This window comes from Polaromonas sp. P1_F1 (genome assembly GCF_056405795.1).
The window spans coordinates 177,172-203,403 of sequence record NZ_JBFUBJ010000008.1; the positions used below are offsets into that span (position 1 = coordinate 177,172).

At 62.9% G+C, this 26,232-nt stretch carries 23 protein-coding genes; 21 read left to right on the forward strand and 2 right to left on the reverse strand.

Features of this window, described 5'->3' with window-relative positions; translation table 11 throughout:
• The first annotated feature begins 172 nt into the window (after positions 1–172).
• Positions 173–1,228 carry an asparaginase gene (locus AC1DZE_RS19705; RefSeq protein ID WP_477673971.1) on the forward strand — a complete coding sequence of 352 codons (1,056 nt, stop codon included), beginning with the start codon at positions 173–175 and terminating at the stop codon, positions 1,226–1,228.
• Positions 1,229–1,309: 81 nt separating this feature from the next.
• Here AC1DZE_RS19705 and AC1DZE_RS19710 read toward each other — a convergent pair whose 3' ends face one another.
• Positions 1,310–2,083, reverse strand: coding sequence for an SDR family oxidoreductase (locus AC1DZE_RS19710; protein ID WP_477700456.1), 774 nt, complete (start codon positions 2,081–2,083; stop codon positions 1,310–1,312).
• 145 nt (positions 2,084–2,228) lie between these two features.
• Here AC1DZE_RS19710 and AC1DZE_RS19715 point away from each other — a divergent pair, with 145 nt between their 5' ends.
• The 11 genes from AC1DZE_RS19715 (at position 2,229) to AC1DZE_RS19765 (ending at position 15,437) form a co-directional block, all read left to right on the forward strand.
• Complete coding sequence (locus AC1DZE_RS19715) at positions 2,229–3,209, forward strand: LysR family transcriptional regulator (protein WP_477700462.1); 981 nt, start codon at positions 2,229–2,231, stop codon at positions 3,207–3,209.
• Between the two features lie 81 nt (positions 3,210–3,290).
• Positions 3,291–4,211 (forward strand): glycine--tRNA ligase subunit alpha, encoded by a 921-nt coding sequence (gene glyQ, locus AC1DZE_RS19720; protein WP_348049382.1) that lies wholly within the window; start codon positions 3,291–3,293, stop codon positions 4,209–4,211.
• Positions 4,211–4,510: an antibiotic biosynthesis monooxygenase family protein gene (locus AC1DZE_RS19725; RefSeq protein ID WP_477649325.1), complete on the forward strand. Its 300-nt coding sequence runs from the start codon at positions 4,211–4,213 to the stop codon at positions 4,508–4,510. Before glyQ ends, AC1DZE_RS19725 begins: the two co-directional genes overlap by 1 nt.
• 11 nt (positions 4,511–4,521) lie before the next feature.
• Positions 4,522–5,055, forward strand: coding sequence for a metal-dependent hydrolase (locus AC1DZE_RS19730; RefSeq protein WP_477672064.1), 534 nt, complete (start codon positions 4,522–4,524; stop codon positions 5,053–5,055).
• Entirely contained in the window at positions 5,052–7,163 is a 2,112-nt protein-coding gene (gene glyS, locus AC1DZE_RS19735) for a glycine--tRNA ligase subunit beta (protein ID WP_477672065.1), read from the forward strand. Before AC1DZE_RS19730 ends, glyS begins: the two co-directional genes overlap by 4 nt.
• 21 nt (positions 7,164–7,184) lie before the next feature.
• A complete protein-coding gene (gene gmhB / locus AC1DZE_RS19740) occupies positions 7,185–7,757 on the forward strand; it encodes a D-glycero-beta-D-manno-heptose 1,7-bisphosphate 7-phosphatase (RefSeq protein WP_457282820.1) in 573 nt (190 codons plus the stop codon).
• Positions 7,758–7,875: 118 nt separating this feature from the next.
• Positions 7,876–8,655: a lysophospholipid acyltransferase family protein gene (locus tag AC1DZE_RS19745; RefSeq protein ID WP_477670107.1), complete on the forward strand. Its 780-nt coding sequence runs from the start codon at positions 7,876–7,878 to the stop codon at positions 8,653–8,655.
• 36 nt (positions 8,656–8,691) lie between these two features.
• A complete protein-coding gene (locus AC1DZE_RS19750) occupies positions 8,692–9,720 on the forward strand; it encodes a M48 family metallopeptidase (RefSeq protein WP_477700457.1) in 1,029 nt (342 codons plus the stop codon).
• A gap of 150 nt (positions 9,721–9,870) precedes the next feature.
• On the forward strand, positions 9,871–10,311 hold the full coding sequence (locus tag AC1DZE_RS19755; RefSeq protein WP_348049366.1) for a response regulator: 441 nt from the start codon (positions 9,871–9,873) through the stop codon (positions 10,309–10,311).
• A gap of 61 nt (positions 10,312–10,372) precedes the next feature.
• Positions 10,373–14,677 (forward strand): PAS domain S-box protein, encoded by a 4,305-nt coding sequence (locus AC1DZE_RS19760; RefSeq protein ID WP_477672068.1) that lies wholly within the window; start codon positions 10,373–10,375, stop codon positions 14,675–14,677.
• Positions 14,678–14,792: 115 nt separating this feature from the next.
• Positions 14,793–15,437 carry a response regulator gene (locus AC1DZE_RS19765; RefSeq protein ID WP_477649333.1) on the forward strand — a complete coding sequence of 215 codons (645 nt, stop codon included), beginning with the start codon at positions 14,793–14,795 and terminating at the stop codon, positions 15,435–15,437.
• 218 nt (positions 15,438–15,655) lie between these two features.
• Here the strand turns inward: AC1DZE_RS19765 and AC1DZE_RS19770 are convergent, their stop codons facing one another.
• Entirely contained in the window at positions 15,656–16,753 is a 1,098-nt protein-coding gene (locus tag AC1DZE_RS19770; RefSeq protein ID WP_477672069.1) for an MBL fold metallo-hydrolase, read from the reverse strand.
• A gap of 104 nt (positions 16,754–16,857) precedes the next feature.
• Here AC1DZE_RS19770 and AC1DZE_RS19775 point away from each other — a divergent pair, with 104 nt between their 5' ends.
• From AC1DZE_RS19775 to AC1DZE_RS19815, 9 genes are all read left to right on the forward strand, one after another.
• Entirely contained in the window at positions 16,858–17,262 is a 405-nt protein-coding gene (locus AC1DZE_RS19775) for a MerR family transcriptional regulator (protein WP_457282826.1), read from the forward strand.
• 26 nt (positions 17,263–17,288) lie between these two features.
• Complete coding sequence (locus tag AC1DZE_RS19780; RefSeq protein ID WP_477672070.1) at positions 17,289–18,482, forward strand: serine hydrolase domain-containing protein; 1,194 nt, start codon at positions 17,289–17,291, stop codon at positions 18,480–18,482.
• 59 nt (positions 18,483–18,541) lie between these two features.
• Positions 18,542–18,985, forward strand: coding sequence for a PaaI family thioesterase (locus tag AC1DZE_RS19785; protein WP_477670102.1), 444 nt, complete (start codon positions 18,542–18,544; stop codon positions 18,983–18,985).
• 34 nt (positions 18,986–19,019) lie between these two features.
• Positions 19,020–20,201 (forward strand): isovaleryl-CoA dehydrogenase, encoded by a 1,182-nt coding sequence (locus AC1DZE_RS19790; protein ID WP_477670101.1) that lies wholly within the window; start codon positions 19,020–19,022, stop codon positions 20,199–20,201.
• A gap of 47 nt (positions 20,202–20,248) precedes the next feature.
• Positions 20,249–21,025 carry a hypothetical protein gene (locus AC1DZE_RS19795; RefSeq protein WP_477670100.1) on the forward strand — a complete coding sequence of 259 codons (777 nt, stop codon included), beginning with the start codon at positions 20,249–20,251 and terminating at the stop codon, positions 21,023–21,025.
• A 51-nt stretch (positions 21,026–21,076) separates the two neighbouring features.
• Entirely contained in the window at positions 21,077–21,769 is a 693-nt protein-coding gene (can, locus tag AC1DZE_RS19800) for a carbonate dehydratase (protein WP_477666831.1), read from the forward strand.
• A 17-nt stretch (positions 21,770–21,786) separates the two neighbouring features.
• Entirely contained in the window at positions 21,787–23,664 is a 1,878-nt protein-coding gene (gene aceK / locus AC1DZE_RS19805) for a bifunctional isocitrate dehydrogenase kinase/phosphatase (protein ID WP_477670099.1), read from the forward strand.
• A gap of 300 nt (positions 23,665–23,964) precedes the next feature.
• Entirely contained in the window at positions 23,965–25,146 is a 1,182-nt protein-coding gene (locus AC1DZE_RS19810; protein WP_477670098.1) for an acetyl-CoA C-acyltransferase, read from the forward strand.
• Positions 25,143–26,231, forward strand: coding sequence for a DUF695 domain-containing protein (locus AC1DZE_RS19815; RefSeq protein WP_477700458.1), 1,089 nt, complete (start codon positions 25,143–25,145; stop codon positions 26,229–26,231). The genes AC1DZE_RS19810 and AC1DZE_RS19815 overlap by 4 nt, the downstream gene beginning before the upstream one ends.
• The last annotated feature ends 1 nt before the right edge of the window (position 26,232 follow it).

Consider the following 26,232-nt stretch of genomic DNA (forward strand, 5'->3'; position numbering starts at 1 on the left):
TGCATCGCTGGGGACTGCCAGCGTCGCTACGATGAGCCACCTTTGGCCGCAAGGCCAGGGAAATCGCCGCACAGGCAGGTGAAACCGCTTGTTTTGCTCGCTGTGCGCAAAAAATCAGACAAATTCCATTTCCTTGGAGACATACATGCAAATAACCTCAACATTTCGTCACATGGGCGCCGCGCTTGGCCTGGTGGCGTTTACCACGCTCGGCGCGCCCGCGCTGGCGCAAACCGCCGCCAAACCCAATGTCGTGATCCTGGCCACCGGCGGCACCATTGCCGGCGCCGGCGCTTCGGCCCTGAACAGCGCGACCTACGCTGCCGCCAAGGTGCCGGTCGACAAGTTGCTGGCCGGGTTGCCGGAATTGGCCAACGTGGCCAACGTCAAGGGCGAGCAGGTCTCGCAAATTGCTTCCGAAAGTTTCACTAACGACAACCTGGTGAAATTGGGCAAGCGCATCTCGGCGCTGGTCAAGCAGTCCGACGTGGACGGCATCGTGGTGACCCACGGTACCGACACCCTGGAAGAAACCGCCTACTTCCTGAATCTCGTGATCCGCACCAGCAAGCCCATCGTGGTGGTCGGCTCCATGCGCCCGGGTACGGCGCTGTCGGCCGATGGTGCGCTCAACCTGTTTAACGCCGTCAGCGTGGCCGCCAGCAAGGATGCCGCCGGCAAAGGCGTGCTGGTCACGATGAACGACGAACTCCAGAGCGGCCGTGATGTCACCAAAACCATCAACATCAAGACCGAGGCCTTCAAGAGCCAGTGGGGCCCGCTCGGCATGGTGGTGGAAGGCCAGAATTACTGGTTCCGCGCGCCCGTGAAGCGCCACACCGCGCAGTCCGAATTCAACATTGATGATTTCGAGGCGCTGGCGCCGGTCGATATCGTCTATGGCTACGGCAACGTGCCGCGCTCCGCGGTGGACTCTGTCGGCAAGACTGGTATCAAGGCCCTGATCCACGGCGGCACCGGCAACGGCTCCGTGGCCGACCGTGTGGTTCCTGCGCTGCAGGAAGTTCGCGCCAAAGGCATCCAGGTCGTGCGCTCCTCGCGTGTGCCCGAAGGCTTTGTGCTGCGCAACGCCGAGCAGCCTGACGACAAGTACGACTGGGTGGTCGCGCATGACCTGAACCCGCAAAAGGCCCGCATCCTGGCCGCCGTGGCCTTGACCAAGAACATTGACAGCAAGGAACTGCAGCGCATCTTCTGGCAATACTGAGTTTTTGCGCAACCAAAAAAGGAGGGCGATGCCGGCAACGGCATCGCCCTCTTTTGTTTGCGCGGCGAGCGCGGGAAGTGCTTACAGCTGGCTCATGCCGCCGTCGACGATCAGCTCGGTGCCGACAATAAAAGCCGCATCAGGCGATGACAAATACACCACGGCGCTGGCCACTTCGTCGGGCGTGCCGAAGCGTTTCAGCGGCACTTGCGCCTGGATGCCGGCGGCCAGCGCATCGAGCTGGTCTGCAGGCACGCCAAGCTTGCCGTACAGCGGCGTCGTAACCGGGCCGGGGCTCACCACATTGACGCGGATGCCACGCGCCACCAGCTCACCCGACAGCGTTTTTGCCAGCGAAATCAACGCGGCCTTGCTGGCGGCGTAAACGCTGGAGTTGGGCATGCCGATGTGGGCATTGATCGATCCGTTCAGGATGATGGCGGCGCCCGTGTTCAGCAGCGGCGACAGCGCCTGGATCGCAAAGAATGCGCCTTTCACGTTGACGTTGAAGGTGTCGTCCCAGAGTGCTTCGTCTACGCTTTCCAGCGGGGCGAACTTGGCCAGGCCTGCGTTGATGAACACGGCATCCAGCGTAATGCCTTCGGCAACCAGCGCGGCGGCCAATGCCTTGGCCGAGCCGCTGGCCCCTGCGTCGTTGCGCAGGGCGATGGCGCCTGTGCCCAGTTGGGCTTTGGCTTGGTCCAGTGACACCTGGTCCCGGCCGGTGATGACGACCCGCGCGCCTTGCCCGGCGAATTGCAAGGCGGTGGCCAGGCCGATGCCGCTGTTGCCACCCGTGACCAGCACGGTCTTGTTGGCGAAGCGGGGTGTGAATGAAGTGGTTTGCGTGGTCATGTCGATTTCCTTTGTCTTGGGTGGAGGTTCCTGGTTCGGTGGGCTTCCTGCCTGCCGATGAGTCCAATGTAAGTTTCATCTTCTATTGGAGGAAGGCCGTAAAACTGATTTAATCATTCATCTTTTATGAATGATGGGGGTTGAAATGGACCGGCTGCGTGCGTTTGAGATGTTTGTCACCGTGGTGGGCCGCGGCAGTTTCACGCGTGCGGCCGATGCGCTGGACACCTCGCCGGCCAACGTCACCCGCTATATCAATGAGCTGGAAGCCCACCTCGGCACGCGCCTGCTCAACCGCAGCTCCCGCAAGCTCTCGCTCACCGAAAGCGGCGAAGCGCTGTATGAGCGCAGCAAGTCGATTCTTGAAGAGGTTGCCGACGCGGAGGCGCTGGCCTCGTCGGCAACCCTGCAGCCGCGCGGGCGCCTGCGCATCAATGCGCCTGTGAGCTTTGGCATCCGTCACCTGGCGCCGCTGTGGCCGCGCTTCATGCAAAGCTATCCGGAGGTGGAACTCGACATTGCCCTCAGTGACCGCGTGGTGGACATCGTGGAAGAAGGCTACGACCTCGCCATACGCATCTCGCGCACGGGGCCGGCCACCCATGCAGCCCGCAAGCTCGCGACTTCCTGCAACATCCTCTGTGCCGCGCCGGCCTATCTGAAAAAGCACGGTCACCCTGCTGTGCCCGCCGACCTCGCGGGCCATCGCTGCCTGGGCTACACCTATGCCGCCACCGCCAACGAATGGCATTTCATCGACGGCGAGGGGCGCCCCCATGTGGTCAAGGTCAACTACATCATGCACGCCAACAATGGCGATACCGCCCGCGAAGCGGCCGTGGCCGGGCTGGGCATCATCTGGCAGCCGGCCTTCCTCGTCGGGGAAGACCTGCGCGAAGGCCGGCTGGTGCCCCTGCTGCCGGGCTACCGCATGCCTGAAATCGATGTGCTGGCGGTCTACCCCAGCCGCCGGCACCTGAGCGCCAAGGTCCGTGTGATGGTGGATTTTCTGGTCGAGGCCTTCAAGACCGGGCCCGGCTGGTATGTGCCGCCCACCCAGATGCCGCCAGTGATGCCGACCGGTAAGGCGCTCACCAAGGCGCCCGCGCGCCGCCGCGTAAAATGACCGGCTTGGCGGCCGCCACCTGAGGCGCCGCTCCCCGGGCCTGCAATCCAGGTGCCCCGCGTTTGGCAAAACTCCACTCTTATGCTTACTTTCCAGCAAATTATTTTGAAGCTGCAGTCCTATTGGGCTGACCAGGGTTGCGCGCTGCTGCAGCCCTACGACATGGAAGTCGGCGCAGGCACTTCGCACACTGCGACGTTTCTGCGTGCGTTGGGCCCCGAGCCCTGGAAAGCCGCCTATGTGCAGCCCAGCCGCCGCCCCAAGGACGGCCGTTACGGCGAGAACCCCAACCGCCTGCAGCACTACTACCAGTACCAGGTCGTGCTCAAGCCGGCACCGGCCAATATCCTCGAGCTCTACCTCGGCTCTCTGGAAGCGCTGGGCTTTGACCTGAAGAAAAACGACATCCGTTTTGTCGAAGACGATTGGGAAAACCCGACGCTGGGCGCCTGGGGCCTGGGCTGGGAAGTCTGGCTCAACGGCATGGAAGTCACGCAGTTCACCTATTTCCAGCAGGTCGGCGGCATCGACTGCAAACCCGCCACCGGCGAAATCACCTACGGCCTGGAACGCCTGGCCATGTATTTGCAAGGCGTGGACAACGTCTACAACCTGACCTGGACCGAAGGGCCCGACGGTTCAAAGCTCAGCTATGGCGACGTTTACAAGCAAAACGAGGTCGAGCAGTCCACCTACAACTTCGAGCACAGCGACGCCGACTTCCTGTTCACCGCCTTCACCGCGCACGAAAAGCAGGCCAAGCACCTGATCGACGTGCAATTGGCCCTGCCGGCCTATGAGCAAGTGCTGAAAGCTGCCCACAGCTTCAATCTGCTGGACGCCCGCGGCGCCATCAGCGTGACCGAGCGCGCCGCCTACATCGGCCGCATCCGCAACCTGGCCCGCGCCGTGGCGCAAAGCTATTACGAAAGCCGTGAGCGCCTGGGTTTTCCGATGGCACCGCGCGAATGGGTGGAGCAGATGGCGAAGAAGGCCGCCTGATGATTCTGGAAATCGCCCAGTTGCAGGTCAAGCCCGGCGAAGCATCCGCTTTCGAGGCGGCTTTTGCCCAGGCGCAGGCCATCATCGCGTCAATGGGTGGCTACCAGGGCCACGAGTTGCAGCGCTGCCTGGAAAACGACCATCACTACATGCTGCTGGTGCGCTGGAACACCCTGGAAGACCACACCGTGGGTTTCCGCCAGTCAGAGCCCTACCAGGCATGGCGCAAGCTGCTTCACCATTTTTACGATCCGTTTCCCACGGTGTTGCACTACGCCGATGCCACGCCAAAACGGTGAGCTGATCTTCGATGCCCACCATCTTTTCCCACATCGCCGTTCCCGTTGCTGCTGCGGTGGCCCTCGGTAGCAAGCGGATACCGCCTTCCATGCTGGCGGCGGGCATGGTCGCGGCCATCCTCCCCGACTTTGACGGCATCGCCTTCAAGCTCGGCATCCATTACGGCGGGATCTGGGGGCATCGCGGCTTTACCCACACCCTGGGCTTTGCGCTCGTTGTGGGCCTCATCGGCTGGTGGCTGGCGCGGCACTGGAAACTGGCGCCATGGCAGGGCTATGCGTGGATAGCGCTTTGCGTGTTCTCGCATCCCTTGCTGGACACCCTGACCAATGGCGGCGTGGCCATTCCCCTCTACTGGCCGTTTTCCGACCAGCGCTTTTTCAGCCCCTGGCGGCCCGTTGAGGTGTCGCCGGTCTCCTTTTCCCGGTTCTTCACGCAACGCGGCGCCGACGTGTTGCTCAATGAGATCCAAACCATCTGGCTGCCGCTGATGGTTGCAGCCCTGGCCATTTTTGCGCTCCGACATTCCCGAAAAAACCAATGAACGCCTCCCAAAATCTTCTCGTTGAACTGTTTGTCGAAGAGCTGCCGCCCAAGGCGCTCAAGATGCTCGGTGATGCATTTACCGATGTGCTATTCAACATCCTTGAAAAGCATCATCTTGTTCTGCGCTCCGAGATCATCAACTCAAAGTCTTTTGCGACACCTCGACGGCTAGCAGCGTACATTCCCAACGTGCTATCACAGGCGCCGGATCGAGCCGTTTCGCAAAAACTCATGCCGGTGGCCGTGGGGCTGGATCCCTCCGGCAATGCCACGCCTGCGTTGCTCAAAAAGCTGCAGGCACTGGGCGCTGATGCTTCGGCTGTGGCTGGTCTCAAGCACGAGTTCGACGGCAAAGCCGAGGTGCTGTTCTACGACAGCACTGTCAAAGGTGCGACCCTCGCCGAGGGCCTGCAAAAGGCCTTGCTCGAGTCCATCGCCAAATTGCCCATCCCCAAAGTCATGACCTACCAGCTGGCCGATGGCTGGAGCGATGTGAAGTTTGTGCGCCCGGCCCACGGCCTGGTTGCGCTGCACGGCGGCGATGTGGTTGCCGTCGAGGCGTTGGGCCTGAAGGCCGGCAACATCACGCACGGCCACCGCTTTGAAGCGGCCGTCGACCCGGTGGTGCTCAAGGATGCCGACAGCTACGCCGCCACGCTGCAAAAAGACGGCGCCGTGATCGCCAGTTTTGCCGCGCGCAAAGCCGAAATCATCAAGCAGCTTGCTGCAGCCGCAGCCAAAGTTGGCGGCGGCGCCAGGGCGATTGAAGACGACGCGCTGCTCGACGAAGTGACCGCACTGGTCGAGCGCCCCAATGTGTTGATTTGCGAATTCGAAAAAGAATTCCTGGGCGTGCCGCAGGAATGCCTGATCCTCACGATGAAGGCCAACCAGAAGTACTTCCCGCTGCTCGATGCGTCGGGCAAGCTCACCAACAAGTTTCTGGTCGTCAGCAATATCAGCCCGACGGATGCCAGCGCAGTGATTGGCGGCAACGAACGCGTCGTGCGCCCGCGCCTGGCGGATGCCAAGTTTTTCTTTGACCAGGACCGCAAGAAGACGCTGGCTTCGCGCGTTGAAGGCCTGGGCAAAGTGGTGTATCACAACAAGCTGGGCACGCAGGGCGAACGCACGCAGCGCGTACGCGCCATCGCCGAGGCGATCGCCAATCGCCTGAATGCCAATGTGGCCGATGTGCAGCGCGCTGCCGAACTGGCCAAGACCGACCTGGTGACCGACATGGTCGGCGAGTTCCCCGAGTTGCAAGGCACCATGGGCCGTTACTACGCGCTCAACGACGGCCTCAACGCCGACGTGTCCGACGCGATTGAAGACCATTACAAGCCGCGTTTTGCCGGCGACGAACTGCCACGCAACACCGTCGGCGTGATCGTCGCGCTGGCCGACAAGCTGGAAACGCTGGTCGGCATGTTCGGCATCGGCAATCTGCCGACCGGCGACAAGGACCCGTTCGCGCTGCGCCGCCACGCGCTGGGCGTGATCCGCATGCTGGTCGAGAAAGACCTGCCTTTGGGCCTGCTGGAACTGGTGCAGGGCGCCCAGCCGGTGTTCGGTGACAAGATCCAGGACGCATCCGTCGCATTGGTCGATTTCATCTACGACCGCCTCGCCGGCTCCCTGCGTGAGCAAGGCTACAGTGCGCAAGAGGTCGATGCCGTGCTGGCGCTCAAGCCCCAGCGCCTGGGCGATGTGGCCAAGCGCCTGGCGGCCGTGCGGGCCTTTGCCGCACTGCCCGAGGCACCGGCTCTCGCTGCGGCCAACAAGCGCGTCGGCAACATCCTGAAGAAGGCTGAAGGCACGGTCGAAGCTGCCGTCAAACCTGAGCTGCTGCTGGAAGCCGCCGAGAAATCTCTCGCTGATGCATTGAAGACCGTGGGGCCCAAAGCCGAAGCTGCTTTTGCCTCCGGCGACTACGCCGCTTCGCTGCAGGCGTTGGCCGCCCTGAAAGCGCCGGTCGATGCATTCTTCGACGGCGTGATGGTCAACGCCGAAGACCCGGCGCTGCGCGCCAACCGGCTCGGGCTGCTCGCAACCCTGCATCAATCGATGAACCGGGTGGCTGACCTCTCCAAACTAGCCACCTGAACTTTTTTCAAGGCAAACACGATGAAACTCGTCATCCTCGACCGCGACGGCACCATCAACAGCGACAGCGACGACTTCGTCAAGGCGCCGGACGAGTGGTTGCCGCTGCCGGGTTCGCTGGAGGCCATTGCGCGCCTGAACCATGCCGGCTGGCACGTCGTCATTGCGTCCAACCAGTCGGGGCTGGGGCGCGGCCTCTTCGACGTGGCGGCGCTCAACGCCATGCACGCCAAGATGCACAAGCTGCTGGCCGCGGTCGGCGGGCGCATTGATGCGGTGTTTTACTGCCCGCATGCCCCCGAGGAAAGCTGCACCTGCCGCAAGCCGCTGCCTGGCCTTTTTGAGCAGATCGGTGCGCGTTTCGGCGTGCCGCTCAAAGGCGTGCCCACCGCAGGGGATTCGCTGCGCGACCTGCAGGCCGGCGCAGCTGCGGGGTGTGAACCGCACCTGGTGCTGACGGGCAAGTCGGCACGGTACCGCAGCGGCGGGCGGCCTGAAGGCTTGCCCGAAGGCACGCAGTTGCATACCGATTTATCGGCATTTGCCGATTTCATCCTCGAACGCAGTGCCCGGCCCCTGCAAGTGGCCTTGTAGGCGATGCTATAAAAATGCTAGCTACCTGCGCTGACCAGATAAGGGTTAGAGCCTTAAAACATCGTGAAAACTGCTGTACACCAGCATCCACAACCTGCCAGATACCGGAAACCTTGACATGCGCCTGATTCGATCAATTCTTCATCTGCTGTGGATGGCCGTCACGGTGATCCCCTGGGCGACCTTTGTGGTGATTGCCTCCCTCTTTGTCAGCAGCAACACCATGTACTGGATGTGCGCGGGCTGGCTGCGCGTGGCGGTCAGCGGCGGCACCTTCATCCTGGGCATCAAGAACCGGGTGACCGGCATGGAAAACTTGCCCACGGGCCAGACCAGCGCCGCTGTTCTGCTGCTCAAGCACCAGAGCACCTGGGAGACCCTGTGCATGCCTACGCTGATGCCACACCCCCTGGCCTACGTTTTCAAGAAGGAGCTCTTGTACGTACCGTTCTTCGGCTGGGCGATGGCGCGCATGGACATGATCCACATCGACCGCAGCCAGCGCTCACAGGCTTTCAACAAGGTCGTCGTGCAGGGCAAGCGCCTGATGGCACAGGGCACCTGGGTCATCATGTTTCCCGAAGGCACACGCATCCCGCGTGGCCAGAAGGGTACTTACAAATCCGGCGGCACGCGCCTGGCCATTGAAACCGGCGCTCCCGTGATCCCGATTGCCGTGACCTCGGCCAAATGCTGGCCGCGCAAGGCCTTCATCAAAACCCCGGGCATCGTTGACATCTCCATCGGCAAGCCCATCGACAGCGCGGGCCGGCAGCCCGACGAGTTGATGCGCGAGGTGGAAACCTGGATCGAAGCCGAAATGCGGCGCCTTGACCCCGAGGCTTATGCCGGAGAAGTGGTCGCCGCGCCCGCCACATCCGTCGCGCCCAATACCTGAGCGGCCAGCCTGCCCATGCTGTCAAGCTAAACTGCCATGATGCAACGGCTTCTTCAGTTCACGCTCGACCTGTTTGATTCCGCGCCGGCGCCGCTTGCTGGCGTTCCCAGCGGCTCCAAAGCCAGAAAAATCAAGCCAAAAAGGCCTGAGACGACCGATAACAGTGCGCAACCAGCTATCGAAAATATAGCGGCGGCAGATTTCGTCGGCCCCCATCTTCCCGCACAAACCATCCAGCAGGCGCTGGCCCCGGCTACTTTCCGCCACCCCCGCGCCAGCCGTGAGACCGTCCTGGGCGGTGTGCTGGTGGCCTACGAATTTCGCCGCAGCAAACGCAAGACCATCGGCTTTTCTGCCGGCGCCGACGGCCTCACGGTCAGTGCGCCCAAATGGGTGCCGCTGTATGAAATCGACAAGGCCGTGTTGGAAAAGTCCGGTTGGATCCTGGCCAAGCTGCAGGAAACCCGCTCCCGCCATGAGCGCCTGGAGTCCGCACGCATTGACTGGAAGGACGGCACTACGCTGCCTTTCCTGGGTGACCAGGTCATTGTGGTGATCGATCCGCGGCACGCTTTCGGCGGCGTCGGCGCCGAACTCAAAACCGGCCCCGCCGCCGCCGAAGTCTTGTTGCAGGGCAACGGCGATGCGGCCAACGGCACCTTGCCCGGCGTGGCGCAGCTCACGCTGCACGTGGGCCTGCCCCACCATGCCACGCCCGAGCAGATCCGCGATGCCGTGCAGGCCTGGCTGATGCGCCAGGCCAAGCGCATCTTTACCGAGCGGCTCAACCATTTCGCGCCGCACCTGGGCGTGCAGTGGCGCAAGCTCAGCCTTTCCAGCGCCGGCACCCGCTGGGGCAGCGCCAGCGCCGATGGTTCCATCCGGCTGAACTGGCGCTTGATCCATTTCAAGCAGTCGGTGATCGACTACGTGGTGGTTCATGAATTGAGCCATTTGCGTGTCATGGACCACAGCCCGCGTTTTTGGGACACCGTGCGCGCGGTGGTGCCCGACTACGCAGAGCTGCGCGGCCAGCTCAAGGACGAAGCAATTCCCCGCTGGTAGGCCGGCGCTGCTGCGTTTGGCATGCCCCGTTGAGCGACGTCAAAGGGGGTACAAATCACAGTACTGCGGCGTTTCTTTACTTGGTAATATGAGAAAACACCAAAAAAAGCAGAAAACGACAGGGATTGACTCCGCGCACCTGAAGTCCACATGAACGACAAACTCATACTCGTAGTTGAAGACAACCCGGACCACCTGGAACTGACCGTTCTGACGCTGGAGGAGCAGGGCGTCACGGCCGAGATTGCCGTCGCCCGGGACGGTGTGCAGGCGCTGGACTTTCTATTCGGCCAGGGTGCCCATGCGGGGCGCGACACGCAAAGGCAGCCGGCTTTCATCCTGCTGGACATGAAGTTGCCCAAGCTCTCCGGCCTGGACGTACTGCGCAGCGTGCGGGCCAATCCCCTGACCGCGCTGGTGCCGGTCGTCATGCTGACATCTTCCAGCGAGCGGTCCGACATCGTGGCGTGTTACCAGAGCGGGGCCAACGGGTTTGTCCGTAAACCTGTCGATTTTGGGGGGCTGACCGAAAAGCTCAACCGCCTGCAGGCCTACTGGCTGGGCGTCAATGAATCCATCGCTGCCGGCTGACATCCCGTGACGCACCGGTGGCCCAGAAACACCCGGTGCCGGTACCTGCGGCGCTGATGCCATGAAGCTTCATATCACGCTGCGGACCCGCCTTGTCATGCTCGTGCTGGTGGCGATAGTGCCGATGTTTGGCCTGTCCATTTTCAAGGCCGTCTACAACGCCGACGCCGCCGTCGAGCGCGCCCAAACCGACCTGCAATTCGCCGCATCGCTGGCCGCATCCAGCCAGCAGCGCCTGGCGGAATCGGCCCGGCAGATACTGACGGCGATTGTTCATGTGCCCGGCCTGCGGGACGGCAACGCCGACCGCTGCAACCGCTACCTTGTAGAGCTCAACAAGCTGTTTCCGCTTTACGCCAATTTCGGTATTGTGGGAACGGACGGCTATGCGCTGTGCAACGGGCAGGAAGGCGTGCGGCTCGGCTACCTGGGCGACCGTGCCTATTTCCGCAATGCCGTTGAGCAGCGCAGCTTTGTGGTGGGTGAATACATTGTGGGGCGTGCCACGGGCCGGCCTTCCATCACATTTGCGTTGCCGCTGCTGGACAAGGACGGGCGCGTTGACATTGTGGCTTTTGCGTCGGTTGACCTGGCCGAGATGGCGAAATCCACCATCGACGTCCAGCTGCCGCCCGGCGGCGCGCTGGGCATACACGACCGCGGCGGCGTGCTGCTGGCGGGCAAACCCGACCTTCCCATACGAATCGGGCAGGTGGCCAGAAGCCCCGTGCTGAAGGCGGCCGTGCAGCAGATGCGTAACGGAACCAGCGATGGGCCGGACGGCACCGGGCAACGCCGCCTGTGGGCTTTCATGCCCAGCAGCCCCGACGTACACGCCGCTTTTTTTGTGGCGGTCAGCCTGGACCGCGAACTGGTCGTCGGCGCCAGCCGGGAACAGCTGTGGCTGGAACTGGTGGTGTTGTTGCTGGTGGCATTTGTGGGCGGCGGCATCGCCTGGGTCATCGGCGGGCGCGCCATCGTGGAGCCCACCCGAAACATCCTTGAGGCCATCCGGCAGCTCCAGAACGGCCGGCTGGATGTGCGGATACCACCAGGCCGGCCTGACGATTTCGGGGAGTTTGCGAGGATATCCACGGGCTTTAACCGCATGGCCGAGTCGCTTGAGCAACATCGGAGTGTCCTGGAGGCCGAACTGGCAAACAGCGAAGCCATCCAGCAGAAACTGCGGGACGCCCAGCGCCTGGGCCGCATCGGCTACTGGCAGCTGGACACCGGCACCGATGAAAGCTGGTGGTCCGATGAGGTTTACGAGGTGCTCGGTGTTGACCGCGCGACCTTCGACAGGAGCCATGGCAGATTCATGCAGCTGGTCCATCCCGGGGACCGCCAGGCCTTCAAGGAACGGCGCGATCTGTCCGTTCGGACCAACCAGCCGCTGGACATTGAATTTCGCATCGTTACATCCGCTGGCGAGATTCGATGGGTCCACCTGTTTGGCCGCGCTGACGAAGCGCAGCCCGGGGACACCGGGCAGGAGGGGCAAGGCGCGGGCCGCGGCCCGTCGGGGCGCCGCCGCTCCGGCGTGATCCAGGAAATTACCGACCGCAAGCGCGCGGAACTGGTGGTGGCCCGCAGCACGGAGCTGCTGAACCGCACCGGCGCGCTGGGGAAAGTCGGTGGATGGGAGGTCGCTGTCGACACCATGACGCCTTACTGGTCTGAAGAAATTTACCGCATCCACGAACTCGATCCGGCGGCCGGCCTGGGGGTTGAGGAGGCGCTCGACTTTTATGCACCCGAAGCGCGGCGCACCATCCGCTCGGTCGCCCTGGCTGCCCTGAAGCAGGCAACGCCATGGGACCTGGAGCTGCCCCTCATCACGGCAAAGGGCCGGCGCATCTGGGTGCGCACGCAGGGCCGGGCTTTGCAGCGGGACGGCAAGGTTGTGAGCCTGGTCGGCGTGCTGCAGGACATCACGGAACAGCACGAAGCGCAGGCGCACCTGCGCCTTCTGGAAACCGCCGTATCCCGGCTCAACGACATTGTGCTCATCACCGAGGCCGCACCCATCGATGGCGCCGGCCCGCGCATCATCTTTGTCAACGATGCTTTTGAGCGCCGTACGGGTTACACGCGTGAGGAGGTGCTGGGAAAAACACCACGCCTGATGCAGGGCCCCAAAACGCAGCGGGACGAGCTCGACCGCATCAAGGCCGCACTGGAAAAATGGCAGCCGGTACGCGCGGAGCTCATCAACTACACCAAGAGCGGCGAGGAAGTCTGGCTGGAGCTCGACATTGTTCCGATCACCGACACCAAAGGCCACTACACCCACTGGGTCGCGGTGCAGCGCGACATCACCCAGCGCAAGCTGGCAGAGCAGGCACTGGTAGAAAGCGAGCACCGCTACTCGGCTCTCTTTGAAATGGCGCCGATCCCGATGTGGGTTTTTGACGCCGAGACCTATCGCTTCCTCATGGTCAACGAAGCCGCCGTTAAGAGCTATGGCTATACGATGGAAGAGTTTCTGTCGATGACGATCTACGACATTCGCAGCGAAGCAGAAGCTCAAAACCTCCGGACCCAGCACGCCGCCTCGCCTTTGATCGTCAAGGAACGCTGGGAGCATCGCCGCAAAGACGGGTCATTTTTCACCGCCCGTCCTTTTTCAACCTCGGTGCGGTATGCCGGCCGCCCGGCGCGTTTTGTCCTGGCGCTGGATATCTCGGCCCAGGTCAAGGTTGAAAATGAGGTCCAGGAACACCTGTACACCTTGCAGCGCGCCGCCGACGCAGCCCAGGCCATCACCTGGCATCAGACGCTTGAAAGCACCATGCACGAGGTGGCCGAGCAGGCCCGGGGGGTGATAGGCGCGCACCAGGCGATCGTCAGCCTCACCGTGAACAGCGACTGGGGGCAGGCCATCAACGCCCTGTCGCTTTCCGAAAAATATGCGAAATACCGGGACATGATCGAGCCGCCCGACGGCACCGGCATTTACGCCCTGGTCTGCCAGACCAACCGGTCCATGCGCATGACCCAGGCCGAGCTGGAGGCGCATCCGCGCTGGCACGGCTTCGGCAGTTACGCCGACAAGCATCCAGCCATGCGCGGCTGGCTGGCCGTGCCGCTGACGGGCCGCGACGGCAAAAACATCGGGCTGCTCCAGCTGTCCGACAAATACGAGGGTGAGTTCACGCAGGAGGACGAATATGTGGCGCTCGAACTGGCCCAGCTCGCGTCCATCGCCATCCAGAACTCTCGCCTGATCGAGGAGGTCAGCCAGCTCAACACCGGACTGGAGCAGAAAGTCGCCGAGCGCACACTGGCGCTGGAGCGGCAAGAGGCGCTCTTCCGGGCGCTGGCCGAACAGGCGCCCCAGGTGGTATGGACCAGCGACCCGGACGGCGCGGCCACCTACTTCAACCGAGCCTGGTTTGACCTGGCGGGCGGCAAGATGGAGGACTGGACCGGCACGCAGTGGTTTACGGCCATTCATCCGGACGACCTCCCCGATATCAGGGCCCGCTGGCAGGTCGCCCGGGAGACGCGGTCGCAATACTCGGGCATACGCCGCGTGCTGGCCAGGGACGGCGTGCACACCATGTCCTACCGCGCATCGCCCGTGCTGGACGAACGCGGTGAAGTGGCCTTTTGGGTAGGCATCGACGCGGACATCACCGAGATCAAGGCCATTGAAGCCGCCCTGCGCCTGTCCAACCAGGAACTCGAAGCGTTTTCATACTCCGTGTCGCACGACCTTCGCTCGCCGCTGAACACCGTGGACGGCTTCAGCCGCCTGCTGGGCAAACACCTGGGGGCCGATGCCGGCGAGAAAGTGACGCACTACCTGGCACGTATCCAGGCCGGCGTGGCGCAGATGGGGCAACTGATTGAAGACCTGCTGTCGCTGGCGCAGGTGTCGCGCACCCCCCTGAACAACAAGGTGGTGGACCTGTCGGAGCTTGCCCGCATCATCCTGGACGAATGGCGGGTGCGCGACCCCGAGCGCAAGGTTGCGGTGAACATCGAAAAAGGCCTGAAGGCGCACGGCGACAGCCGGCTGGTCCGGGTGGTGATGGAAAACCTGATCGGCAACGCCTGGAAGTTCAGTGCCCAGCAACCCCTCAGCGAAATCACCGTAGGCTGCCAGCTTGATGCAGCGGGGCTGCCGGAGTTTTTCGTCAGGGACAACGGTGCCGGCTTCGACATGGCTTATGCCGACAAGCTCTTCAAGCCGTTTCAGCGCCTGCATGCTGTCGCGGAGTTTCCGGGCACGGGCATCGGGCTGGCCACCGTCAGCCGCGTGATCAAGCGGCACGGCGGCAGGTTGTGGGCCGAGGCGGCGCCCGGCAAGGGGGCAACGTTCTTCTTCACCCTGCCCACCGCACCGCTGTCTCCCTGACGCCGGCAGCGCTAACTGGCGTTAGTTGATGCTTACTATCATTTTCTATGAAGCGATTGAGTCGAATTGATTAAAATGCCCAAAATGAAACACTCCAATCCCCGTTCGGTCTGCCATGGCGCGTGAACCCAAGTCCTTCGAGGCCGCGATCACGGCTGCGGATTTCTCCAGCGAGGATTACTGCGGCACCAGCTATGCAGCCAAGCTTCTGGGGCTCTCCGTTGCGACGGTGCAGTCCCTGGTTGAAAAAGGGGAAATCGAGGCGTGGAAGACGCTGGGTGGGCACCGCCGCATTGCGCTGCAGTCCATCAACGCCTACCTGGCCAAAAACAGCCCACAGCTGTCCCGTGTCGACACCGACCCCAAAAGCCGCCTGCGGGTGCTGATGGTGGAAGACGACGAAGACACCCGCGAGCTGTACCGCTGCCAGTTTGAAGACTGGGACCTGCCGGTTGACTGCACCTGGATGCCATCTGCCCTGGAGGCCATGATGGATATCGCCAGCATGCGGCCCGACCTGCTGATCACGGACCTGTCCATGCCCGGCGTGGACGGCATTGAGATGCTCAAGACACTCAAACGCAACGTGCAACTGGCCGACATGCAGATCGTTGTCATCAGCGGCTTGCCTCCCGACGCCATTGCGGCACGCGGAGGCTTGCCCCAGCACGCCCACCTGCTGAAAAAACCTGTCAACTTTGAATGGCTGCACGGCTACCTCACCGCTTTGGTGACGGCTAACCGGAAGTGGAGGGCTTGAGCCCCCACGCTTTTCAGTTCGCCTTCGGCTTCGTGTAATGCGCTGCCCCCCGAGGGGGCGCTGCGCCTGCGGTCTGGCAAAGTCAGTCCCGCGGCCCCTGCTGGTAAAGAAGGGGCCCCACAGCCATCCATTGCATTCTTATGTGCCTAGTCGGACTGCGGACCAATCCTGGCGAGCGCGAGAAGCTACTAAAAACATAGCGCGTGTCTTGACCCCGCTTACGGACTAACGCTACTGAAACGGTAAATCCCGTCGGCGTCCAGCCGCCGCGTGAGCTTTTCTCCAAACCACAGTGCGTGCAAGTGCGCCACGGCTTCGCCCATGGCGAAGGTGGTCTGGTGCAGGTCCAGCTTGCGGGGGAACATGATGGGCAGGATGTCGGCGGCACTACAGGGCGCGGCGGTGCAGGCCGTCATCACTTCGGCCAGGCGGTCGCGGTGGTGGTCGTGCAGCTGGCCTATGCGTGTGTGCAGGCCGCGAAAGGGTTTGCCGTGGGAGGGCAGCACCAACGTGTCTTCAGGCAGCGGCAGGAATTTGTCGATGGACTCAAGAAACAGCGTGAGCGCGTTCGATTCCGGCTCCATGTCGTAAACGCTGACATTGGTTGAAATGCGCGGCAACACCATGTCGCCGCTGATGAGGGTGTCCAGCGCTTCGCAGTGCAGCGCGATGTGTTCGGGCGCATGGCCGTAGCCGCTGATGCAGCGCCAGTCGCGCCCGCCGATACGCACCGTCATGCCGTCCATGATGCGGACGTAGCTGGCCGGCACGGCCGGGACCATGCCGGGGTAGTAGCTGGCCCGGCCGCGGATTTTCTCGACGGATTCCGGATCCACCAGTCCGTGCGCGGCAAAAAAGCGCGCGGCGCTTTCCCCGCCGAAACCCGTGGTGCTTTGTGAGCCGATGCGGGCCGAAAGATAGTCGGTGGCGCTGATCCACAACATGCACACCCGTTTGGGCGTGGTCCAGCGTTCGCAGAGCCAGTGCGCCAGCCCGATATGGTCGGGGTGCATGTGCGTCACGATGACACGCAGCACCGGCATGCCTTCCAGCTGGGTGGCAAAAATCGCCTCCCACTGCGCTTTGGACTCTTCCCGGCTGATGCAGCAGTCCACGATGGTCCAGCCCTGTATCTTCGCGCCCGCCCGGTCCGGGTCGTCCATCTCGTCGCGCAGCAGCCACAGGTTGATGTGGTTCAGCGCGAAGGGCAGGGCCATGCGTATCCACTTGACGTCCGGCGCCACCTCCATGGCCATGCCCGACTCGGGCAGGGTGTCTCCAAAGGGGTAATCCAGTTGCTGCTCAAGGAGGTTCATGTCATCATTCGCGGTATATTTGACGTTTACGTAAACGTCATACACAACCATTGTAGGGACCGCGCCTGTTTCGCGCTGTCGCCCGCGTTTGCAAAGACCACATCATGGCCACTACCTACACCATCAGCGACCTGGCAAAAGAGTTTGACCTGACGACGCGCGCCATGCGTTTTTACGAAGACATGGGCTTGCTGCAGCCCCAGCGCGAAGGGGCGGGCGGACGCAACCGCGTGTACACCGCGCGTGACCGTACCCGGCTCAAGCTTACCCTGCGCGCCAAGCGTTTGGGCCTGTCGCTGACCGAGGCCAAGGACATCATCGACATGTACGACAGCCCGCGCGACACCGGGCCGCAGCTGCGCAAGTTCCTCGCCATCCTGGCGCAGCACCGCGCACAGCTGGAGGAGCAGATGACCGAACTGCAGGGCAACCTCGAAGAGGTGAAAACGCACGAGCGCGAGGCCAAGGCGCTGCTGGCGAAACTTGAGAAAGCGAAGCAGGCGGCGTAGCGGTGACCTGCTTTGCGACTAGCCCCATGACGATCGATTCCCTGCGCCGCGCGGCCCTGGTCCTGTTCGCGGTGGGCCTGCCCGCCCTCGCGGCGGCCCAACAGGGATGCACCGGTTCATTCCTCAACCCCCAGCAGCGATTTCCGTTCAATGAAGCGCGGGCGGCCGGTGCGCCGGCGGTGTTCGGCCATGGCCTGCCATTGGAGGATGTGACGTATCGCGTTACCGGGGATCCGCAAGCCCATTCGCTCGAGGAGTACCTGACCCGTTTCTGCACGACGGGGTTTCTCGTCCTGCATGAGGACCGGATCGTCTATGAGCGATACCTGCAGGGAACCGGCGCCCAGGACGCGCTGCTCTCGGCGTCCATGTCGAAGACGATCCTGTCGCTGCTGGTCGGCGTGGCAGTCGCGGAAGGCAAGCTGGCGCTGGGCACCACCGTCAGGCAGGTCTTGCCCGGCTTCGGAGCCAGCGCATTTGCCGACGACACGGTGGAGGATCTGCTGCGGATGGCCACCTCGGCCAAGCTTCATGCCGCCTACGAGGCGGGCGCGATATCGGACAACCGCGCGACCGACCCCACCGTCTCGCCGCGCCAGAGCATGCGGCGCTACCTGCAGGAGAGGACGGATCGATCCCCCGCCGGCAAGACCTTCAGCTACAACGGCGCGGTGAGCGCGTTGCTCGGCCTCATGCTGAGCGAACGTACGGGCGTGAGCAACACCGCATATCTGGAGGACAGGATGTGGTCGCGCCTCGGGGCCGAGGGCAGCGGCTTCTGGATCAAGAATTTCCATGGCGAGGAGGGTGTTCAAGGCCAGTTCGCCGCGCGCCTGCGCGACTACGGCCGGCTGGGGACGCTGGTGCTGAACCGGGGGCAGGCGGCAGGCGGGCAGGTCGTGCCCGCCGCATGGATCGACGAGATGGTCATGCTACGGCCGGACAAGCCGCAGCCCAAGGGGGCCCCGTTCTATGGGTTGCACGTCTGGATTCCACAGGCGGCCGGCGGCCGGTCCTTTTTCTGGGGTGTCGGCGGCCAGAATATCTTTGTCGATCCCGTCGCCCGCATGGTGATTGTCCATACGGGCAATTCACGGGAAGCGCAATTTGCCGGCGATGCGCATCTCTTTCCCCTTCGGGACGCGATCGCACGGACGCTCAGGTCGCGCGCGAAGCTTTCACCGCCCTTGGACAGCGCTTCCGCCAGCAGGCATAATTGACGTTTACGTAAACGTCAACTAAAACAAGAGCCGCCTTTTATCCGTTCAAAGGGTCTTCCATGGATGCAACCGCCGCACCGTCCACACTGTTTCGCCGCATTGAAGCCAGCTTTTTGCGCCAGGGCCTGATGCAGCACCTCGGTGCGCGCCTGCTGCGCGTGGAGCCCGGCCTGTGCGAGGTGGCCCTGCCGTATTCGGAGCACGTCACGCAGCAACAAGGCACTTTCCACGGCGGCGCCATGGGCGCGCTGGCCGATATCGCCGGTGGTTACGCCGCGCTGACCATGGCTGCGGAAGATTCCGAGGTCACCACGGTCGAATACAAGATCAACTTCATGGCCGGTTTCAGGGACGGCGAGCTGCGCGCCCTGGGCCGCGTCGTCAAGGCCGGCAAGCGCATCATCGTCACGACCGCTGAAGTCACGCACGTCGGCGCAGCGGGCAAGGAAAGCGCCTGCGCGCTGATGCAGCAGACGCTGGTGCCCGTGCCCAAGACCTACTAATCCAATCCCGTCATACGACTTCAGAAAGCCCACCATGACCAACATGCCCGGACTCAACTTCATGCTCGGTGAAGACATCGACGCCCTGCGCGACGCCGTGCGCGAATTCGCGCAGGCCGAAATCGCCCCGCGCGCCGCCGAGATCGACCGCAACGACCAGTTCCCGATGGACCTGTGGAAAAAAATGGGCTCGCTCGGCGTGCTCGGCATCACCGTGGGTGAGGAATACGGCGGCGCCAACATGGGCTACCTGGCCCACATGATCGCCATGGAAGAAATCAGCCGCGCCAGCGCCTCGGTGGGCTTGTCCTACGGCGCGCACAGCAACCTCTGCGTCAACCAGATCAAGCGCAACGGCACCGATGAGCAGCGCAAAAAATATTTGCCCAAGCTCATCACGGGCGAGCACGTGGGTGCGCTGGCCATGAGCGAACCCGGCGCCGGCAGCGACGTCATCAGCATGAAGCTCAAGGCCGAAGACAAGGGCGGCTACTACCTGCTCAACGGCAGCAAGATGTGGATCACCAACGGCCCCGATGCCGACACCCTGGTGGTCTATGCCAAGACCGAACCCGAGCTTGGCGCGCGCGGCGTGACCGCCTTCCTGATTGAAAAAGGCATGAAGGGCTTTTCCGTCGCGCAAAAGCTCGACAAGCTCGGCATGCGCGGCAGCCACACCGGCGAGCTCGTCTTCAACAACGTCGAAGTGCCGGCCAGCCAGATCCTCGGCGGCCTCAACAGCGGGGCGAAAGTGCTGATGAGCGGGCTCGACTACGAACGTGCCGTGCTCACCGGCGGGCCACTGGGCATCATGCAGTCCGTCATGGACAACGTCGTGCCCTACATCCACGACCGCAAGCAATTCGGCCAGAGCATCGGCGAGTTCCAGCTCATCCAGGGCAAGGTCGCCGACATGTACACCGTGCTGCAGGCCGGCCGCTCGTTTGCCTACACCGTGGCCAAAAACCTCGACATGCTCGGCACCGACCACGTGCGCCAGGTCCGCAAGGACTGCGCCTCCGTCATCCTCTGGTGCGCCGAAAAAGCCACCTGGATGGCCGGCGAGGGTGTGCAGATCTACGGCGGCAACGGCTACATCAACGAATACCCGCTGGGCCGCCTCTGGCGCGACGCCAAACTCTATGAAATCGGTGCCGGCACCAGCGAAATCCGCCGCATGCTGATTGGACGCGAATTGTTCGCCGAGACCATGTAAGGCCGGTACCCATGCCAGTGATACATCAGACGGCGAGATGGCTCCTTGTGCTCGTGCTTGCCGCGCTTCTCGGTGCGTGCGAAAAAGATGAGCCCCCGCCCTACGCGGCAGTGCCGCAAGCCGACGCTACGTTCGAATGCGGCGTCCCCGAATCTCTGCGGGGAAAGGCCGTGAACGTCTTTCTGGATGCCTCAAGGGTGGGGGAGGTCTCCGAGGAAGCTATGCTCGCCCTGAAGGGCCGTTTCGCGGCCTACGCCGTCGGCCTCACCCTGCGGGACGGCACCACCGTCAGCATCGACCTTGACGAACCCATGGGTTTTACCGCCAAGGGCCTGGCGCATCACACGGGATGTGAGCAGTTCAAGTGGGCAAGCATGGGAAACCTCACGCTGTTTGAATACGCCCATGGCGCCGGAAATCCTTATCCCGCCCAGCAGTTGATGTATTCGCTCGGCCCAACGCCTGACTTCAAGAACCTGCGCCCACTCCTGGCGGGAGGCAAGGGCGTATTCTATGAACGCGAAGGAGACCGCTGCCTGACCGGACTGGTCCAGGGTGACGGTGAAGTGGACAGGTGGTGCTACCAGAGTGGCAAGCTGTACCAGACCCGGAAGATGCTGACCGCCTCGCTCACCGACGGCAAATACCGTTTTGTCTGTGATTTTTCCGGGGAAGGACCTTTGCTGGTCGACGCATCCATCGTGAAAGTCGGGCCGAACCCCGCACCCTCGAACCCGTTCAGCGACAAAGAGCTCGCCACCCTGACCGATAAATGCCTGGGCGAAAAAGCGCTGTTGAAGGCGAGAGCGATCGATGAAACATGACTTTCTGCCGCTTGCCGGACGGCATCCCCGCGGGCAGGTGAAAATACGACCATGACCACATCGCTCCAAGACCTCTTCGCCCATAACCGCGCCTGGGCCGCGCAGATGGAAGCCGAGCGCCCAGGCTTCTTCACCAGCCTTGTCAAGCAGCAGACGCCCAGGTATATGTGGATAGGCTGCTCTGACAGCCGGGTGCCCGCCAACCAGATCACCGGCCTGGAGCCCGGCGAGGTGTTCGTTCACCGCAACGTCGCCAACATCGTCGTGCACTCTGACCTCAACGCACTCTCGGCCATCCAGTTCGCGGTCGAGCGGCTCAAGGTCAAGGACATCATGGTGGTCGGGCACTACGGCTGCTCGGGCGTGCAGGCCGCGCTGGAAGGCGCGCGCATCGGCCTGGCCGACAACTGGCTTCGCCACATTCAGGATGTGCGCCACCGCCACCGCCAGCTCCTTGACAGCCTGCCCGAAGAGGTGCGCGCCAAAGCCCTTTGCGATATCAACGTCATCGAGCAGGTGGTCAATGTTTCCGTCAGCACCGTGATGGTTGATGCCTGGGCGCGCGGCCAGGAGGTCACCGTGCACGGCTGGGCCTTCGGTGTGCATGACGGTCTGCTGCAGGACCTGCAGATGAGCGTGTCGGCGCCCGACGAGCTCAACAAGTTCTACGGCAAGGCCATCGACCGTGTGTGGGATACCTGGAACGCCCGCGTCGGCGGCGGTGAACAGCAGCAGCTGGTCTGAACGGCGCACAGCAAGCCATGTTCCCCCAGCGCCTGGACTCGAGCATTGCCTACGACATCGCCAAGGCGATGATGGACGGCTTTAACCGCCACTACCAACTGTTCCGAACCGAGTCCGCGCGCGCCAAGCACCGCTTTGAAACGGCAGACTGGCACGGCCAGCAGCGCGCGCAGCGCGAACGCATCGAGTTCTACGACCTGCGCGTGCGCGAAGCGTCCATGCGCCTGGAGCGCGAGTTCAAGGCCGGCGACCAGCCCATGGACGTCTGGCAGCAGGTCAAGCTCCATTACATCGGCCTGCTGGTCAATCACCACCAGCCCGAGCTGGCCGAAACGTTTTTCAATTCGGTCACCACCAAGATCCTGCACCGCAGCTACTTCCAGAACGACTTCATCTTCGTGCGGCCCGCCGTCAGCACCGAATACATCGAGAACGACGAGCTGGTGTCGCAGCCGACCTACCGCGCCTACTACCCCACCCGCGACAACATGCGCGAGGTGCTGCTGCAGCTGGTGCGCGACTTCGACCTGCGCCTGCCGTTTGACAACCTCGAGCGCGACGCGGGTTATGTGCTTGAAGCCATCAGCGGGCGGCTCACCGACGTCAAGCTGCGCGCCAACTTCCAGATCCAGGTACTCACCAGCCTGTTTTTCCGCAACAAGGGCGCGTACGTTGTGGGCAAGATCATCAACGGCTTCAACGAAGTGCCGTTTGCACTGCCGGTGCTGCACAACAAGGCCGGTAAATTGGTCATCGACGCCGCGCTGTTTGGTGAAGATGATTTGCTCATCCTGTTCAGCTTTGCCCGCGCCTACTTCATGGTCGACATGGGCATCCCGTCAGCCTACGTGCAGTTTTTGCGCAGCATGATGCCGCACATGCCGCGCGCTGAAATCTACAACGCGCTGGGCCTGGCCAAGCAGGGCAAGACGCTTTTCTACCGCGACTTTCTGTACCACCTGCGGCACTCCACCGACAAGTTCCGCATTGCGCCCGGCATCAAGGGCATGGTCATGCTGGTGTTCGACTTGCCCTCGTTCCCCTACGTGTTCAAGGTCATCAAGGACTACTACCCGCCGCAAAAAGACACCACGCGCGAGCAGATCAAGGGCAAGTACCTGCTGGTCAAGCAGCATGATCGCGTGGGCCGCATGGCCGACACGCAGGAATACAGCGAAGTGGCCTTTCCGCGCGAACGTTTCAGCGACGAGCTGATCGCCGAGATCGAAAAGTTCGCGCCCAGCCAGCTTGAGATCAGCGACCGCGACGGCGACGGTGCCACCGAAGTCATCATCAAGCATGTCTACATCGAGCGGCGCATGATCCCGCTCAACATCTATTTGCAGGAAGCCTTTGACGCCGGCGTGAAAGAGCCGGCAGCCCAGGACCAGATCGAGCGTGCCGTCGTCGAATACGGCAACGCCATCAAGGACCTGGTGGCCGCCAACATCTTCCCCGGCGACATGCTCTGGAAGAACTTTGGCATCACGCGCCACGGCAAGGTCGTGTTCTACGACTACGACGAGATCGAATACATCACCGACTGCAACTTCCGCAAGGTGCCCGCCGCGCGCAACGAGGAAGAAGAGATGAGCGGCGAGGTCTGGTATACCGTCGGCCCCAAGGACGTGTTCCCCGAAACTTTCGGCCCCTTCCTGCTCGGCAATGACGCGGTGCGCGAAGTCTTCATGAAGCACCACGGCGACCTGCTCGACGCCCATTTCTGGCAAAGCCACCAGGCACGCATCCAGGCCGGCCACGTGCACGACGTATTTCCTTATGAGCGCGAGAAACGCTTTGTCGCGCTGCACAGCCCCGGTGCTCCCCACGATGAAGTCCTCATGCAACTGCCGCCCGAGCCCGTGCTCACAGGCCTGAGCGGCCTGACGCCCTAGAAGATGTTGGCCCCCACGCTTTTCACTTCGCCTTCGGCTCCGTGTAATGCGCGAGGCCTTGCAGGCCGCGGCTCGCGAGACGCTTCGCCTCTGTCGCCCGTCCAAGCCTGCGCAGGCAGGCTTGGAGCCGCGGGCTCCAGCCCCTCGGTGGCGCTGCGGCTGCGGCCCGGCAAAGCCGGTTCCGCGGCCCTGGCTGGCTGGGAGCGCGCTCCACCTTGGCTTTGCTACTTATCCTGCGTCCGTCGCGGCTTGTTGACAGATGCCTCCCGAATTTTTCTTACCTGTTGAAAGGACCTCCTCATGTCTGAATCCATCGTTATCCTTGGCGCAGCCCGCACCCCCATGGGCGGCTTCCAGGGCGACTTCGCCAGCCTGTCGGCCCATGACCTGGGCGGCTACGCCATCAAGGCCGCCATCGAACGTTCCGGCATTGCGCCTGAAAAGGTCGATGAAGTGCTGTTCGGCAACTGTCTGATGGCCGGCCAGGGCCAGGCGCCGGCACGCCAGGCCGGTTTCAAGGGCGGCCTGCCCGCCAGCGTGGGCGCCGTCACGCTGTCCAAAATGTGCGGCTCCGGCATGGAAGCCACCATGCTCGCGCACGACCAGCTCATCGCCGGCAGCCGCGACGTGATGGTTTCCGGCGGCATGGAAAGCATGACCAACGCACCCCACCTGCTGCTCAAGGGCCGCAGCGGCATCCGCATCGGGCACGACCGCATTTATGACCACATGATGCTCGACGGCCTGGAAGACGCTTATGAACCCGGCCGCGCCATGGGCACCTTCGGCGAGCAGTGCGCCGACAAGTACAAGTTCACCCGCGAAGCGCAGGACGCCTTTGCCACCGCCAGCGTGAACCGCGCCAAGGCCGCCACCGAATCCGGTGCCTTCAAGGCCGAAATCACGCCCATCACCGTCAAGGGCCGCAGCGGCGAAACGGTGATCTCTATCGACGAAGGCCCGGGCAAGGTCAAGCTCGACAAGATTCCCACACTCAAGCCTGCCTTCAAGAAAGACGGCACCATCACCGCCGCCTCCAGCTCGTCCATCAACGACGGCGCCGCCGCCCTGGTGCTGGCGCGTGAATCCACCGCCAAAGAACTGGGCGCCACGCCCATCGCGCGCATCCTCGGCCACGCCACGTTTGCGCAAGACCCTGAATGGTTTACCACCGCCCCGGTCGGCGCGGTCAACAAGCTGCTCAAGAAGATCGGCTGGAGCGCCAAAGACGTGGACCTGTGGGAAGTCAATGAAGCTTTCGCCGTGGTGCCCATGGCCGCGATGAAAGAACTCGGCATCAGCCACGACATCGTCAACGTCAACGGCGGCGCCTGCGCGCTGGGCCACCCCATCGGCGCGTCCGGCGCCCGCATCCTGGTCACGCTGATCCACGCGCTCAAGGCCCGCGGCCTGAAGAAAGGCGTTGCCACCTTGTGCATCGGCGGCGGTGAAGGCACGGCCATGGCGATCGAGCTGGTATGACGCAAGAAGCACCACAAACGCTTTCACCCGCTGAGCTCGCCCAGCGCATCGATGCGTTCTGGCTGAAATTCCAGGAGGGCGAGGCGGAGCTTGTCCGCCAGCCGGTACGCGACCAGGTCGAGAGCATCAATGAAGTTCTCGAGGAGTACCTGGAAGGGCTGGCGCTGGAAATGTCGGCTGACGACGGCGACCAGCAGGTCGAACTGATCGCCACCGCGCACGGCAGTACCGAAACCTTTCCGCTGCTGCTGGATTTCGTCAAGCGCGCGCCGCCGCTGAAGCATTACAGCCTCACTGCCTTTCGCGCCCGCACGGAAAGCCCCGACTTCCCCATGCGGATGGACAACTTTGAACTGGCCACCTCCGACGTGCTGATCGGCCACGTCGCCGATGAAGGGCAGGTGGGCATCGAAGTCATGTTTGCGCGTGAACTGCCCAGCGACATGCAGGACCATGCGCGCAACATGACCTTCATCATGCTCGACCATGTGCTGGGCGAGTACGACTTCGCGGTCAAGGTGGGCTTTGTGGATTTCGTCGACGCGTTTTCGGACGAGGTGGCCGGCTCCACGACGCTCGACAAGTTTGGCGCTGTACTCGACGCGTTCTGGACGAATGAACTGGGGCACACAGGCTTGTTCCCGAGCGGCGAACACCGGTGGTCTGTCATGACGGTCGTCTTTGGCAACAACCAGGACGGCGACGAAGAGGGCGACGACGAAGAAGACGACCAGGAGGGTGACAAGGCGATCGTGGCGGTCAACCAGAGCGCCAATGCGATTGCAGCGCGGCCTGACCTGGGCCACGCGATCGAGCTGCGCCTGCCCGTGGATGACCATGCGGCACTGGAGCGTGCCCGCGAAGTCCAGGAGCAGATCGCCACCCGCCTGGAGCTTCAGCATGCCGGCATCCTGTCCCACACCGTGGTCAGGAACGGCCGGCGCCTGGCCAACTATTACGTGGGCGACCTGCCTGCCGCACTCGGCGTGATTGACACCAGCTTGCGCGGCGCATCGTTCGCCGACGTTGAGCTGAGCAATGCGTTCGACCCGTCATGGTCGAAGTACTTCAACTTCGCGGGCTAAT